Raw genomic sequence first — 15,734 nt, forward strand, 5'->3', positions numbered from 1 at the left:
GCCGGATGTTGCAATGACATCCGGCTTTTCTTTTTTAGCGTATTAAGATCCTAATGAATAATCCTGCCGGGAGAGTATTTCCAGCAGAGTATTATGGCCAGGATTAAGGTCAGACCTTCGGCAAGCGGAAGCGCAATAAGAAATTGTTTGTCTGGTAGCCATGCAGACAATAAGAGCAATAAACCGACAGGAAGTATAAAACCACGGCTTAACGCGACACTCATAGAGGGCAATGGTTTTTGCATGGCTGTTAAGTAAACTGACAAGGTGACGTTCAGTCCATTTACGGCAAACAATGGCCAGACCAGTTGAATAAACTCAGCCGACAACTGTTGGCTTTCCAATGCACCTTCCTGTAAAAATAATTGGATCAACCACTGCGGATAAAGCAATAAAACACTGACTAAAATGATTGAAACAGCAAAAACCATCGCCAAAGCTGTGATGACAAAATCGTGAATTCGTCTGGCTTGTGCTGCCCCATGGTTTTGACTGATCAGTAAATGCAAAGCGTCTGCAATACCGTAATAAATCATCAGACTGATAAAAATCAGATAATTAATCACGGCAAAAGCAGCTAATCCGCTGACGCCCTGGTAGATAACCAGCAACCAGTTGAGCAGCAGAATGACCATACCGCCCGACAGTTCGTTTACAAATTCTGACAGACCGTTGTAAGACACTTTAGCGACCTCAGACCAGTTGCCGGGTCGTAATATCAGTTTTAGGCGTCGTTGTTTACGGACAAAATAAACAGAAAGAATCAGCATCTGAATGATTTGCGCAGTAAAGGTTGCCCAGGCAGCACCTTTTAACCCCATCTCCAGAGCAATGATGAATATCGCATCCAGAACAATATTGATTAATGCGCCGGCTACCAGAGCCGATGTAGCCAGCTTTTGATTGTTATCCAGCCGAATAAAGTAATACAGCACCATGCTGGTTACCTGCATCACCAGCACCATACAGATAATATGGAAATAGGGCAGAACCAGTGCAATCAACTCTTCAGGTGCACCGAGCAGCGATAATATCTGCCGATCCAGCATGTATGAAATACTCATAAACAGCAGACCAACAATAAAAATGCTTATCAGACATTTACTGAATACCGCGGAAGCTGCTTCGATATTGTTTTGTCCCAGATAATTGCCGGCGCGAACGGCACCACCAATCGACAACATCAAGGCAATGGCAAAAACCAGCGTAAAAAATGGAATTAATAAGGTGATGGCTGCCAGGCCTTCTGCGCTGACAAATTGTCCGATAAAAATACCATCCACAATACTGGCAGTCGTAATGGCCAGTAACCCCAGAATCGATGGGATGGCATAGCGAAGAAAAGTAGAAATAATCGGACCGTTGAGGACGTCGTTGTCAGTTTTGCTGGCCTGCATCAGGTATCCGTTTTAAAGAAGTTGGGGTGAGGAGCACTTAATGCTAATGATCCATATTCGTTATGCAAAGGCTTTGTTGTGATTATTGTGTGATGTGAAAGCAGCGCGACAGACTATCCCAGGGTCTGTTGATCTTTCATAGCCGCCTCTGTTGTGACTTAAAATGCATCAATCAAGGTGTAAGGAATGCAGTTTGTGAGATACATCCATGTATCTTACCCCTTTGGGGCTTACGCTCAAAAACACTCCCGGCGTTTTTGTAGTCGTTCTAAATAAATGACGAGCAAAGCTTCCGCATCCTGCTCACGCCCCTGACCTACATCCATGTAGGCCACGTAGAGTGGTGCATTTTAAGCCACAACCCGAAGGGCTGGGACTATTTTTCCGCCCAACTGCGTTAAAAATAATTTATGTAGAACACTACATCGCATCATTTCCGCCTTGTTGGACAAAAAAATAGTCTCCGGCAGTGGTGGCTCTGAAAGATCAACAGACCCTAGTATTTATTATCGTTATAACTCAGTTAAGTGCGTATAATACCGGGTCATTTGCACGATGCGTGTTTCGCATTGGCAATACATTCCAAATCATGGAGATGAACACATTTTGCAACTCGTTATTTCAACCTCCAACACGTTCATAATCGCTACTCAATGAAAAATATTAGAAACTTCTCAATCATTGCCCATATTGATCATGGTAAATCCACAATAGCGGATCGTTTTATTCAAATCTGTGGTGGTTTGACTGAACGTGAAATGTCACAACAGGTTCTTGATTCGATGGATATCGAAAAAGAACGGGGCATTACCATCAAGGCGCAAAGTGTCTCACTTGACTACAAGGCGAAAGACGGTGAAACCTATCATCTCAACTTTATCGATACGCCCGGTCACGTTGACTTTTCCTATGAAGTATCCCGCTCGCTGGCGGCCTGTGAGGGCGCCTTACTCGTCGTTGATGCCGCACAAGGAGTTGAAGCCCAGAGTGTGGCGAACTGCTACACCGCTATCGATCTTGGCCTTGAGGTATTACCGGTATTAAACAAAATCGATTTGCCCGCAGCGGAACCGGATCGGGTGGCGCAGGAAATTGAAGATATTATCGGTGTCGATGCACTCAATGCTGTGCGTTGCAGTGCTAAAACCGGTGTCGGCATCGATGAAGTGCTGGAAGAATTGGTCGCTCGCGTTCCACCGCCGCAAGGTGATCCGGAAGGTCCATTAAAGGCCCTGATTATCGATTCATGGTTTGACAGCTACGTCGGTGTCATCTCATTGGTGCGAATTAAACAGGGCAGACTGAAAACCCGCGATAAAATCAGAGTGATGTCTACCGGACAGGAATACCAGGTCGATGAAGTCGGTGTGTTTACGCCTAAGCGCAGTAAGCGCACAGCATTGAATTGTGGTGAAGTGGGTTATGTGATTTCCGGTGTTAAAGAAATCGATGGGGCACCAGTAGGCGATACATTAACCACCTCTCAGCATGGCGCAACCGAAATGTTGCCTGGCTTTAAGTCTGTTACACCACAGGTTTATGCCGGTGTGTTTCCGGTCAGCAGTGATGATTACGATGCGTTTCGTGAAGCATTGGGGAAATTGCGCTTAAACGATTCTTCGTTGTTTTATGAACCAGAAAACTCACAGGCTTTAGGTTTCGGCTTCCGTTGTGGTTTCCTCGGATTATTACATATGGAAATCATTCAGGAACGACTGGAGCGTGAATACGATCTGGATCTGATCACAACCGCTCCGACGGTGGTGTTTGAGGTGGTCACCAAAAAGGGTGATGTGATAAAGATTGAAAATCCGGCTTCACTGCCCGATGCCGGTTCAGTTGAAGAAATTCGCGAGCCAATTGTGGTTGCCGATATGCTGGTTCCGCAGGATTATCTGGGGGCCGTGATAACGCTTTGCGTTGAAAAACGTGGCGTACAGAAATCCATGCAATATATGGGGAAACAGGTTGCCCTGACCTATGAATTGCCCATGAATGAAGTGGTGATTGATTTCTTCGACCGTATTAAATCAGTGAGTCGTGGTTATGCCTCACTGGATTATCATTTTATTCGTTTCGAAGCGGCAGCGTTGGTAAAACTGGATGTATTAATCAACGGTGAAAAAGTCGATGCTTTATCGATGATTGTTCACAAGGATCAGAGCGTGTCGCGTGGCCGTCAGTTAGTCGAAAAAATGCAGGAACTGATCCCGCGCCAAATGTTTGATGTGGCGATTCAGGCTGCCATCGGAGGGCATATTATTGCGCGCTCAACGGTCAAAGCGATGCGTAAAAATGTTTTGGCAAAATGTTACGGAGGCGACGTTTCTCGCAAACGTAAATTGCTAGAAAAGCAAAAAGCCGGTAAAAAACGTATGAAATCCATCGGCAAAGTGGATGTGCCGCAGGAAGCCTTCTTGGCGGTTTTGCAGTTATCCAAGAAATCTTAAAAGGAGCGTCAAGTGAGTTTCCCAGCAATAATGGTGTTACTGGTCGCGATAACCGGCCTGATATGGTTAGTTGACCGTTTTTGGTTAGCGCCGCAGCGCCCTGTCAGTGAAAATGAACCGGCGATAGTTGAATACGCTAAATCATTTTTCCCAATTATTCTGCTGGTGTTGGTTATTCGCTCCTTTGTCGCAGAACCATTCCGTATTCCTTCATCCTCCATGTTACCAACCTTGCACGTTGGTGATTTCATTCTGGTGAACAAGTTTTCCTACGGCATTCGTCTCCCCGTGATTAATACCAAAATTATCAATACCGGCACTCCGGAACGGGGTGATGTCATGGTATTCCGATATCCAGAGCAACCCCAAATTGATTACATCAAACGGGTCATCGGATTACCCGGTGATAAAGTCGGTTATTTCAATAAAACACTTTATATAAACGGACAGGAAATCAAGCAGGAACCCGGCACTAAACCCTCAGAGCTGGCAGGAATGATCGCACCGCGCGCCGAGCTTAAGCGAGAAAGTTTAACTGGCGTGACGCATGATATTTTAGTGGATCCGCAGCGACAATCGATGGAAGGGGAGATCACTGTCCCGGAAGGTCACTTCTTTGTGATGGGTGATAATCGCGATAACAGTAATGATAGCCGTGTGTGGGGAACAGTACCGGAAGAGAATCTGGTCGGGAAAGCGTTTTTTATCTGGATGAGCTGGAGTTGGGATGATGGTGGTGTCGTCTGGTCGAGGGTTGGACGTTCTATTAACTAGGGTCTAGGAGTACATGATGAAAAAACAACAGGGAATGACGTTAATCAGCTGGGTAATTGTACTGGCAATCATCGCATTTTTTGCCACATTAACTATGCGGTTGGTGCCGATGTATCAGGAATACTACGGTGTTTTACAAATCATGAAATCAATGGAAACAGAACTGAAAAATAACAAACTCACCAATGAGCAAGTGATGTTGTTACTGAGTAAGCGCTTTAATACCGGCTATATATCCAGCGTTAAAAAAGAAAATATCGAACTTTCCCGTGGTAGAAGTAATGCTTACGTCACCAAAATCGTCATTGATTATGAAGTGCGTAAACCGTTTTTTGCCCATATTGATTTAGTAGGACATTTTGTCACTGATGTGGATGTGGAACCGGCCGTTAGATGATAAACATCAAGCAGAAAAAACTGTGCCAGCAACTTGGCATTGAATTTAAAAATACAGACCTATTATTGCAGGCGCTTACTCATCGGAGTGCCGCACCAAAGAATAATGAACGACTGGAATACCTGGGCGATGCCATATTGAGCTTTGTGATTGCCGAGGAATTATTTAACCGTTTTCCACAGGCCAGGGAAGGCAAGATGAGTCGCCTCCGTGCCAGCCTGGTTAAAGGGGAAACACTGGCAGAAATCGCACGTGAACTAAAATTGGGTGAAGTGTTGATTCTTGGTCAGGGTGAATTAAAAAGTGGTGGGTTTCGTCGAGAATCCATTCTGGCAGATGCGCTGGAAGCTATTTTTGGGGCGCTGTTTCTGGATAGCGGTATCGATGTGGTAAAGCCTCTTATTTTGCGGCTTTACGATGAACGTCTGGATTCCATCGATGTCACTGAAACCATTAAAGATCCCAAAACCCGTTTGCAGGAATTATTGCAAAGCCGCAAATTACCACTACCACTTTATAGTGTAAAAGAAATCGAATCTGCCGATAAACAGCCCGTATTTGAGGCATCCTGTCAGGTGAGTTTGTTGAATAAATTAGTTGTGGCTCAAGGAAGCAGTCATCGGAAGGCTGAAAAAAAAGCCGCTGAACGCGCCCTGACGTTAATCGAGTCAAAAATATGAATGATCAACCTGCTTTTCGTAGTGGCTATGTCGCCATTATCGGTCGTCCCAATGTCGGTAAATCCACCCTGATTAACCGGGTGCTGGGACAAAAATTATGTATTACCTCTCGCCGTCCACAAACCACCCGCCATCGTATTCTGGGCATTAAAACAACAGATACGGGTCAGTTCATTTATGTTGATACGCCCGGTATCCACAGTGATGGCAAACGAGCGATGAATCGATATATGAACCGTGCGGCTGCGGCTTCGGTAGAGGATGTCGATGTCGTGGTGTTTGTCGTTGAAGGCATGAAATGGACCGAGGAAGACGAGCGGGTATTACAGAAACTCAAGGAAACCTCCAAGCCGGTTATTCTGGTGATGAACAAAATTGATAAATTAGAAGATAAAGCAACGTTGTTTCCACAGGTAGAAAAGCTGGCTGCATTGTATAAATTTACGGATATCGTGCCTTTATCAGCGCGTAAAGGCATCAATCTGGAATCTCTGGAAGAGTCGATATATAAATTAATGCCAGAAGGCGAGATGATCTTTGATGAAGATCAGCTTACCGATCGCAGCTCACGTTTTCTGGCGGCCGAAATGGTTCGCGAAAAACTGTTCCGTCATTTGGGCCAGGAACTACCCTATTCACTGACGGTGGATATTGAACAGTTTGAAGACGATAACGGTATGTTCCGTATCAGCGCCGTGATTTATGTTGAACGCAGTGGTCAGAAATCTATCGTCATTGGTAAAAAAGGCGAGTTGCTCAAGCAAGTCGGTAAAGATGCCCGTGAAGATATGGAAAAATTATTCGGCTGCAAAGTGTTTCTGCAATTATGGGTCAAAGTACGTGAAGGCTGGTCTGATAATGAGCGCATGTTACGCAATTTGGGTTATAACGACGATCTTTGATTAGGCAATCCTGTGGAATTCACCCAGGCATTTGTATTACATCAACGTCCTTATCGTGAAACCAGCTTGCTGCTGGACGTGTTTACTGCCGATTATGGTCGTTTAAGTCTGGTGGCGAGGGGGATGCGACAAAGTAAACGTCGTCATAATAATCCTCTGCAATTATTTCAGCCATTGTGGTTGAACTGGTTTGGTCGTGGTGATTTACTCACACTCAGTAAAGTTGAAACCATCAGTGCACCCTATTGGTTGCAGGGAAATGCTACTTTGTGTGGTTTGTACATCAATGAATTACTGGTCAGATTGCTGATGCAACAGCAACCTGAACCATTGGTGTTTGAGGCCTATCAGAAAGCATTGGAAGGATTGCAAGAAGCTGACCAGGCGGAACAGGTGCTGAGACTTTTTGAAAAGCGCTTGCTCGAAGCTTTGGGGTATGGTCTGGATTTGACCACAGACAGCCAGGGTGAACCGGTTGAGCAGCACCTGCATTACAGCTATCAGCCTGATCAAGGGTTGCAGCTTTGTCTGGTAAATGACACAAAGCGCATTATTTCAGGTGCCAGTTTGTTACAACTGTTGCAGGAAAATCTGAATGATCCGACTAGCCTGAATGAAACAAAGCAGCTTATGCGTTTAATAATAAACTATTATTTAGATGGCAAACCGCTGAAAAGCCGGCAGTTGTTTGCAGAAATGCAGCGTTATGCCGGAACTAAAAACAGTTAATTAAGGAACATCATGTCGATTTATCTTGGCGTCAATATTGATCATGTGGCTACGTTAAGACAAGCCCGCGGTACCCGTTACCCCGATCCGATTCAGGCGGCTATTGAAGCCGAACAAGCCGGAGCTGACAGCATTACATTGCATTTACGCGAAGACCGCCGGCATATCCAGGATCGCGATGTCAAAATGCTGGCGGATATTCTGCAAACTAAAATGAATCTGGAGATGGCGGTCACCGAAGAAATGCTCAGCATTGCCGAACATTATCGACCAGCCGATTGTTGCCTGGTACCGGAACGTCGTGAGGAACTCACGACCGAAGGTGGACTGGATGTTGCCGGTCAGCAATCACGTATGCATGATGCCTGCGTTCGCCTGGCTGAAGCTGGAGTAACAGTTTCATTGTTTATTGATCCGGAATTAAAACAGATTGAAGCAGCTGTTGCCTGCGGTGCTCCGGTGATTGAATTGCATACAGGTCGTTACGCAGAAGCCAGTTCCGCTGCAGAAGCTAAAAAGGAACTGAAAATTATCCGTAAAGCTGCTGAACAAGCTCATGCACTGGGACTGCAGGTTAATGCCGGTCATGGTTTGCATTATCACAATGTGCAGCCGATTGCAGCTATTAAAGAGTTGGTTGAACTCAATATCGGTCATGCCATTGTGGCTCGCTCATTTTTTACTGGCTTTCAGTCTGCAGTTCGTGAAATGAAGCAATTGATGCTGGAAGCCCGTCGCGGATGATCAGTGGTATTGGCACAGATTTAGTGCATATTCCGCGGATAACAGAAATGTTAAACAAATACGGCGATAAAGCGGCGCAGCGAATTCTGGATGCCAGCGAGTTCGAGCAATTTCAAAAAAACAAGCAACCGGCAGCATTTCTGGCAAAACGCTTTGCCGCTAAAGAAGCCGCAGCTAAAGCACTGGGAACTGGATTTCGTGATGGTCTGAGCCTGCAGCATATTGCAGTTCGCAATAATAGTCTGGGTAAACCAGAGCTGATATTTCATGACTATGCCGAGCGATTATTATCCCAAAAAAATATTCAGACGGCCATGCTCAGTCTGAGTGATGATGGCGATTATGCCACCGCTTACGTTGTATTAGTGGAAGGCTGAGATGGCTGAATATCCGACGATTGAATCTTTTATTGGGAATACACCGCTGGTGCGTTTGCAGCGCCTTCCCGGTGAGACCAGTAATATCATTCTGGGCAAGCTGGAAGGCAATAATCCTGCAGGCTCTGTAAAAGATCGGCCGGTCGCCAGTATGATTCGTCATGCGCAGCAACGTGGCGATATCCAACCGGGCGATACACTGATTGAAGCCACCAGTGGTAATACCGGTATTGCTCTGGCAATGGTCACGGCCATTCTGGGGTATCGCATGATTTTGATTATGCCGGAAAGCATGAGTCAGGAACGCCGTGCATCAATGCGGGCTTATGGCGCAGAAATTATCCTGACCGATGGAATGGAGTCGGCACGCGATTTGGCGTTGCAAATGCAGGCGATGGGAGAGGGTAAAGTACTGAACCAGTTCGGTAATTTTGATAATCCCCTGGCACACTATGAAACTACCGGGCCGGAAATCTGGCGTGATACAAAAGGTGAAGTAACCCATTTTGTCAGTGCCATGGGAACCACCGGCACGATTATGGGGGTATCCAGATATCTAAAAGAACAGAATTCAGCGGTGCAGATTGTTGGTGTGCAACCGGTTGACGGTGCAAAAATTCCCGGCATCAGACGTTGGCCAGAAGCCTACCTGCCGGAAATCTTTGAACCGGAAAGAGTTGATCTGACGCTGGATATGGAGCAGGACGTTGCTGAAGAAACGATGCGTCGACTCGCCAGTGAAGAAGGTATCTTCTGTGGCGTTTCATCAGGCGGCAGTGTTGCTGCGGCATTACGTTTATCGGCAACTGTCAGCAATGCGGTAATCGTCTGTATTATTTGCGACCGTGGTGATCGTTACCTTTCCACGGGTGTGTTCCCTGCAGAGTAATGTCCGCCACGACGGGATATCCACGAGGGTCTGTTGATTTTTCAGAGTCACAACAGAGGCGCCCATGAAAAATAAACTGACCCTGTTTTTAACGGTTTTGTTACTCGTATCAGCCACATCGGTCTGTGCAATAGAACAGGTATCAATCCAGATTGGTAACTGGTCAAGCGAACAGGTTGATATCAGTGGTTTGCAAGTGGAAATTGATTTAAAAACCACGGGGTTGGTTATTAGCGCCACTGCCAACGGTGTTCAGTTAGCTGAACCTTTTGGCCGATTATCAGATGTCAGACTTCGTTGTGACACGCTACGCTGGGTATCCGGACAAATTGACTGTCAGGCCGGTCAAGTCGACTTCACTCATGCACAATGGGGCAGTCAAAAATTATCGTTTAGCGTTCAATCCCAGGTCGAAGAAGACAATTATCAGCTTTCACTTAAAAACATTCGGATTGAGCAAGGCCAATTATCCATTCAGGCCAGTTATCAACAAGGCGACTGGCAAGCTGAGCTAACCGGACAGCAACTTGCACTGGCGAGCCTGATGCGTGTTGTCAGCCCCTATATTAACCAGCAACAGCTTAATCTGTTTTCACAATGGAATGTTAATGTCATCGCCGATATTGAGGCTAAACTAAAAGGCCAGCAGCAAAATCTGACATCAGCTTCGGTTACCGGCGCACTAAGTAATGTCGGATTTTCTGACCCCAGTGGACGTTATGTAGCAGAAACAGTAGACGCGCAGCTCACGCTGGAACTGCAAGCCGAGTCGGGAAGCTGGCGCTGGGAACAAACCCTGACTGTCGATGATGGGCAGGCCTATTTTGAACCCATATTTTTAGATTTGGCTGAACAGCCCGTCATGCTAAGCAGTGAGGGGCAACTTTCTTTCAACGAACAACGTTGGCAGATACAAAAGCTGCGGTTTGAACACGGAGAATCTGTTCAGGCAGCGGGACAATTGCAGGGGCAAAATACGCAATTACAACACCTGAAAATGGATCTGAATAGCAGTGACATAAGCATATTGTATAAAGACTGGCTGCAGCCGTTTATTCCGGGATCCTCGCTGAGTCACTTGCAGGCAAGCGGGCAACTTGATGCCGATATCCAATGGGACAATGAGCAGTATCAATTCATAGTGGATCTGCAGTCAGTCAGTTTGGCAGATGAGGCTGGGCGATTCAGCATTGACAGGCTCGGAGGGCAAATGGCCTGGACCAACCAAACGGCGGTATTGCCGGTCATATTAAGCTGGCAATCCGCATCAGTTTTATCGATGCCTTTGGGCGGCTCAACTTTGCAGGCAGAAGTCAGTCAGAATCAGATTCAGTTTACCGACAGTTTGTTATTACCAATTCTGGACGGTGAATTAACACTGAATAATTTTCAATTAAGTCTGGCAGAAGAACAGGGAACACGCTGGCAGTTTCAGGGCTTATTAAGTCCGGTTTCGATGGATCAGCTAAGCCGTTTGCTGGGCTGGCCTGAACTGCAGGGAAAATTATCCGGTATGATTCCAAAAGTCAGTTATGCTGACGAGATCATCAGTGTGGATGGGGCGCTGTTATTGAAGTTATTTGATGGCACAACGGTAATAAAAGATCTTCGTTTACAACAGCCGTTTGGAAGCCTGCCTCAGCTTTATGCGAATATTGATATAAACCGTCTGGACTTACAGACACTCACCAGTACCTTTGATTTTGGTAATATAAGCGGCAAAATTAACGGGCGAATACATAATCTTCGCTTATCCAACTGGCAACCCGTGCAATTTGATGCGGTATTTATGACGCCGGACAAGGATCCTGGGCGCCGTCGAATCAGTCAGCGTGCAGTGAATAATATTTCGCAGATAGGTGGTGGTCCGAGTGCGATTTTATCGCGGGGCTTTATGGGCTTGTTTGAAGATTTTTCCTATCAGAAAATTGGTCTAAGTTGTCGGTTGATGAATTCGGTCTGTCAAATGGATGGTATCGAAGCAACCGAGCAGGGTTACTATATTGTCAAAGGTGGCGGTCTGCCTCCATGGATTAATGTAGTCGGCTACACCCGGGAGGTGGATTGGCCGGAATTAATTGCCAGATTAAAAGCGGTCAGTCAGAGCGACGGACCGGTCATTCAATAAAGGAAAGTCTAATGCGTTTATTTAAATGGTTAATGGGCACTACAGCGGGCTTGATGCTGATTTCCTGCGTCACCATCAATATTTATTTCCCTGCTGCTGCCGCTGAAAAAGCCGCAGACAGAATTATTGAAGATGTATGGGGACGGGAAACCCAACCGCAACCGAGTGCGCCTGAGGAGAAGGAGACCAGTGAAGTAAACCATAATACTCCTGTTGCGTTAAAAGTATTGAACTGGATGGTGTCGCCTGTCCATGCAGAAGCTAATATCAATATTAATTCGCCGGCCATTAATGCCTTACAGGCGAAAATGAAACAACGTCATGAGCGCTTACATCCGTTTTATCAAACCGGAGCAATTGGCTTAACCAGTAACGGTTTGATTACCTTACGAGAAGCTTCAGCCGTGCCGCTTAAAGATCGCAATACTGTTAATACACTGATTGCAGAAGAGAATCAGGATCGCAAAGCGTTATATGCTGAAATTGCCCGCGCCAATGGTCATCCTGAATGGGAATCAGATATCCAGGAAACCTTTGCCAGACGCTGGATAAGTAACGCAGCTAAAGGCTGGTGGTTCCAACAAGGTGGCAGTTGGAAGCAAAAATAATAATCTCATCACTGGAAAGTCCGGTTGTGCCACGGCATAACCGGACTTTTTTTATGACTATCCAATTTAAACAGGTTTGAACAAATGGCACGACGTAATCAAAGAAAACGGCTACCTACTGAAGCTGTCCAGGCAAATATCGAGAGTCTTTCACATGATGGTCGTGGCATTGCCAGAATTGAAGGCAAAACGGTTTTTGTTGATGGTGCACTAGCTGGTGAGAACGTGTCTTTTCTCTATACCCGGCTGCATAAAAAATACGATGAGGCCAGAGTGATTTCTGTCGAAAATGCTTCCGTGGATCGCGTTGAAGCTAAATGCCGGCATTTTGGTGTGTGTGGTGGCTGCAGTCTGATGCACATGTCTCCACAAGCCCAATTAAGCTTGAAACAAGATACCTTAAAGGAGCAACTTTCGCATTTTGGTCAGCTTACTCCTGAGCAGTGGTTGGCTCCCTTAACTGGGCCATTATGGGGCTATCGGCGAAAAGCCCGTCTGGGTGTTCGATATGTGACAAAAAAAGAAAAAGTTCTGGTTGGTTTCCGCGAAAAGGGATCACCATATCTGGCTGAACTATCTCAATGCGAAGTCCTCGACCCTCGGGTGGGTTTACGTCTGGAAGAACTAGGCAAAATGATTGCCGGACTGGAAGCCTACAACCGTATTGCCCAAATCGAAGTTGCAATGGATGATGCCAACACTGCACTGGTATTCCGTAATCTGGATCCATTGTGCGAAACCGATAAACAGAAATTAATCCACTATGGTCAGCAACATGATTTATGGATATATCAACAACCGGGTGGGCCGGATACCGTCAGCCCGTTATGGCCGGAAGCACCACAATTGCACTATGCTCCTGAAGAAGGGCTCAGACTGGAATTTGCACCGGGCGACTTTACCCAGGTAAATGCCGGTATCAACCATAAAATGATTGCCAAGGCGATTGAATTACTGGATTTGCAGGAAACAGATCGGGTTCTGGATCTATTTTGTGGATTAGGCAACTTTACACTACCTCTGGCTAAGCGTGTCAGCAGTGTGGTTGGGGTCGAAGGTGATAAATCGCTGGTGGCGCATGCTCAACGTAATGCGCAACTCAATGGTTTGGATAATGCTGAATTTGAAATGGCTGATCTGACTGTCACCCAACTTAAAGACTATCCATGGGCAACAGCCGGGTTCACCAAAGTATTACTGGACCCGCCCCGGAGTGGCGCTTTAGAAGTTCTTGGTCAAATTGCTGATCTGGGGGCCGAAACTATTGTTTACGTATCCTGCAATCCGGCAACGTTGGCTCGTGATGCCGGAGAGTTAGTCAATCAATATGGTTACACGCTCATGCAAACAGGCATCATGGATATGTTTCCACATACCAGTCATGTTGAATCCATAGCTTTATTCAAAAAATGAATAAAAGATTCGGGTGAATAAACCTTTAAAAATATCTCAGAATGTGACTAAGTACGCGAAAAAGTGACTGATAGTACCAAGGTACAATGGTTTTCAGGTTTTTTTTCTCTAATATAGGCACCGTTGCTCAAAGTATGAGCCGCAATAATATTAATACAGAGTGCCAACCTTGGTGTGAACCAAGAGACGGAAAACCACGGGTCTTAATGAAAAGACAGCCGGGTTGCTTTTTTTCTGAAAAGGAAATTTTATGAAAAATTTGCTACTTTTTGTTTCACTTTTAGCTGTTTCATTAACCGCTAATGCCGCTACATTCCAGGGCAGTACTTCAGGCACTTTTGAAAATCCTACTGGTCCTTCCGGTATGGTTACTTCAGGTGTTGGTACTGACCATTTTACATGGGGCGAAGGTGCTCTGACTCACTATACTTACGAATATAACAAGGTTTGTCACGGTTTTTTCTGTTACAACACGAAAGATAAGGTTGCTCAATATTCAGACCCAAGTTCGTTAACTTATTACAATACTGGTTTTAATACTGAGGTTAATCAGACTTTTGTTGCGGGATATCTAAACTTCAATAACGGTATCATTTATTCTGGCACTCAAGCTGAAAGTGTTGATTTAGCACTGACTCTTGATTTCAGTAGTCCGTCTTTATTTTCTGAAACCTTTACCTATGGATTTTCACTTGATAATACAGTGAATCCTGAAGGTGACAGCATCACTTTCCTGAATTCTGTACCGACGAAGTTTTTAAGTCACGAAGGCACAGATTATTTCTTTGAATTGACCGGCTTTGGGATTCATACCAAACATGGTATTAAACTGGTGGATGAAATCTTCCTGAAAGAAGGTAAAGACAAAACAGTTAAATTGCTTGGCCAATTTACTTCAATGCCATCTGCAGTGCCTTTACCTGCAGCAGTATGGTTATTCGGTTCTGGTTTAATGGGCTTTATAGCTCTGCGTAGAAGAGCAAAATTACAACAAGCTTAAACCTCTCGTAAATACCGTAAAATAAAAAACCGTGGTTTTATACCACGGTTTTTTTATGTCTGAAATATGCGAGTAATACATATGGAAAAGTCTGATATGCCGGCTGAAACCAATGCAGCACCTTTATTGAAAGATCATATCAATGCCGGATCCATCGAAATACTAGCCCGGTTAATCAAACAATATAAGCCGTCTTTTCCGGCAGATGAGTTTATACAAAAGTCGACTGATGATCTGGAAGCTAAGCCGCTTAAAAGCCGAGTCAGCCACCTGAGCACGGTATTAACGGAATTATTAATTGAGGATTATTCAGACACGGCTAAATGGCTCAAACAGCTTGCTGACAACTGGCCAGATAAAAATATTAATAAGGGCTGGTACAGTTTTATGGCATGGCCATTAATCGACTATGCTGGCAAACAAGGATTGCATCAGCCTGAAACGGCATTGGATTTATTAAGTCATTTGACTCGACTGTTTACCGCTGAATTTGCTATCAGGCCCTATATCGACCAGCATTTTGAGTTAACCTATCATCACCTGCTGCAATGGAGCCAGGATGCTGATGAGCATGTCCGAAGACTGGCTTCCGAGGGAATGCGACCAAGATTGCCCTGGGGAGGGCATTTAACAGCCTTGAAACTAAATCCCCAGCCAATATTTACGGTACTTAATTATCTCAAAGATGATCATAGTCGCTATGTACAAAAATCGGTCGCCAACAATCTGAACGATATCAGTAAAGATCATCCCCAACAGGTTATTGAGCTTTGTGGTGATTGGTTAAACGATTCAACAGCCCAACGCCGCTGGATTATTCGTCATGGTCTCCGCAGTCTTATTAAAGCGGGGGAGCCCGCAGTATTTCCATTACTGGGATTCACTCAGAAGCCTCGAGTCCAGGTTGATTTAGTTCTCACTGAGCAACAGCTAAAACTGGGGGAATCGCTGGTTCTGCAGGCCGAAATACATTCTGCAGCAGATCAAACCCAGGTATTGGTCGTGGACTATCGTGTATGGCACGTTAAAGCCAACGGTACGACCACTGCAAAAGTATATAAATGGAAAAATATCGAGTTACTGGCAAGAGAAAGTATTCGTCTGAGTAAGTCACATGGATTTTTAAAACTCACTACCAGACAGTATTACAGTGGCCGGCACACCTTTGAAATACTTATCAATGGGGTGGTTTACAATCAAGCCTCAATGAATCTATTGCTTGACTGAATTTTCCCTAAACGTATTG

Annotated in this window: 15 protein-coding genes and 1 riboswitch; of the genes, 14 read left to right on the forward strand and 1 reads right to left on the reverse strand. The window is 45.3% G+C overall.

All coding sequences use genetic code 11. The features are described from left to right. Positions 1 to 50: 50 nt before the first annotated feature. Positions 51 to 1,397, reverse strand: coding sequence for an MATE family efflux transporter (locus B2W60_RS02705; RefSeq protein ID WP_292361725.1), 1,347 nt, complete (start codon positions 1,395 to 1,397; stop codon positions 51 to 53). A 653-nt stretch (positions 1,398 to 2,050) separates the two neighbouring features. Between B2W60_RS02705 and lepA the strand changes: the two genes are divergently transcribed. The 14 genes from lepA to B2W60_RS02775 all read left to right on the forward strand — a co-directional run bounded on the left by lepA (position 2,051) and on the right by B2W60_RS02775 (position 15,715). Beyond that, positions 2,051 to 3,847, forward strand: a complete 1,797-nt coding sequence (gene lepA / locus B2W60_RS02710; RefSeq protein WP_292361726.1) for a translation elongation factor 4 — start codon at positions 2,051 to 2,053, stop codon at positions 3,845 to 3,847. 12 nt (positions 3,848 to 3,859) lie between these two features. After that, a complete protein-coding gene (lepB, locus tag B2W60_RS02715; RefSeq protein ID WP_292361727.1) occupies positions 3,860 to 4,621 on the forward strand; it encodes a signal peptidase I in 762 nt (253 codons plus the stop codon). 13 nt (positions 4,622 to 4,634) lie between these two features. After that, the gene (locus tag B2W60_RS02720) at positions 4,635 to 5,018 is read left to right on the forward strand and encodes a DUF4845 domain-containing protein (RefSeq protein WP_292363956.1); all 384 of its coding nucleotides are present in this window, start codon (positions 4,635 to 4,637) and stop codon (positions 5,016 to 5,018) included. After that, positions 5,015 to 5,698, forward strand: coding sequence for a ribonuclease III (gene rnc, locus B2W60_RS02725; RefSeq protein ID WP_292361729.1), 684 nt, complete (start codon positions 5,015 to 5,017; stop codon positions 5,696 to 5,698). Before B2W60_RS02720 ends, rnc begins: the two co-directional genes overlap by 4 nt. Continuing rightward, entirely contained in the window at positions 5,695 to 6,600 is a 906-nt protein-coding gene (gene era, locus B2W60_RS02730) for a GTPase Era (protein ID WP_292361730.1), read from the forward strand. Before rnc ends, era begins: the two co-directional genes overlap by 4 nt. Before the next feature lie 12 nt (positions 6,601 to 6,612). Beyond that, entirely contained in the window at positions 6,613 to 7,329 is a 717-nt protein-coding gene (recO, locus tag B2W60_RS02735; protein ID WP_292361731.1) for a DNA repair protein RecO, read from the forward strand. Between the two features lie 12 nt (positions 7,330 to 7,341). After that, positions 7,342 to 8,073 (forward strand): pyridoxine 5'-phosphate synthase, encoded by a 732-nt coding sequence (pdxJ, locus tag B2W60_RS02740; protein WP_292361732.1) that lies wholly within the window; start codon positions 7,342 to 7,344, stop codon positions 8,071 to 8,073. After that, positions 8,070 to 8,450, forward strand: coding sequence for a holo-ACP synthase (gene acpS, locus B2W60_RS02745; protein WP_292361733.1), 381 nt, complete (start codon positions 8,070 to 8,072; stop codon positions 8,448 to 8,450). Before pdxJ ends, acpS begins: the two co-directional genes overlap by 4 nt. A gap of 1 nt (position 8,451) precedes the next feature. Further along, positions 8,452 to 9,339 (forward strand): cysteine synthase CysM, encoded by an 888-nt coding sequence (gene cysM, locus B2W60_RS02750; protein ID WP_292361734.1) that lies wholly within the window; start codon positions 8,452 to 8,454, stop codon positions 9,337 to 9,339. Between the two features lie 64 nt (positions 9,340 to 9,403). Further along, entirely contained in the window at positions 9,404 to 11,467 is a 2,064-nt protein-coding gene (locus tag B2W60_RS02755) for a hypothetical protein (RefSeq protein ID WP_292361735.1), read from the forward strand. 11 nt (positions 11,468 to 11,478) lie between these two features. After that, positions 11,479 to 12,075 carry a YdbL family protein gene (locus B2W60_RS02760; protein WP_292361736.1) on the forward strand — a complete coding sequence of 199 codons (597 nt, stop codon included), beginning with the start codon at positions 11,479 to 11,481 and terminating at the stop codon, positions 12,073 to 12,075. An 84-nt stretch (positions 12,076 to 12,159) separates the two neighbouring features. Next, positions 12,160 to 13,488, forward strand: coding sequence for a 23S rRNA (uracil(1939)-C(5))-methyltransferase RlmD (gene rlmD, locus B2W60_RS02765; protein ID WP_292361737.1), 1,329 nt, complete (start codon positions 12,160 to 12,162; stop codon positions 13,486 to 13,488). Between the two features lie 152 nt (positions 13,489 to 13,640). Beyond that, a riboswitch (cyclic di-GMP riboswitch) is annotated at positions 13,641 to 13,719 on the forward strand. A gap of 19 nt (positions 13,720 to 13,738) precedes the next feature. Next, on the forward strand, positions 13,739 to 14,488 hold the full coding sequence (locus B2W60_RS02770) for a choice-of-anchor K domain-containing protein (RefSeq protein WP_292361738.1): 750 nt from the start codon (positions 13,739 to 13,741) through the stop codon (positions 14,486 to 14,488). Between the two features lie 81 nt (positions 14,489 to 14,569). Then, entirely contained in the window at positions 14,570 to 15,715 is a 1,146-nt protein-coding gene (locus tag B2W60_RS02775; protein ID WP_292361739.1) for a DNA alkylation repair protein, read from the forward strand. The last annotated feature ends 19 nt before the right edge of the window (positions 15,716 to 15,734 follow it).

The sequence above is a fragment of the Methylophaga sp. UBA2496 genome, assembly GCF_002341635.1.
In the GTDB taxonomy this organism is placed as follows: domain Bacteria; phylum Pseudomonadota; class Gammaproteobacteria; order Nitrosococcales; family Methylophagaceae; genus Methylophaga.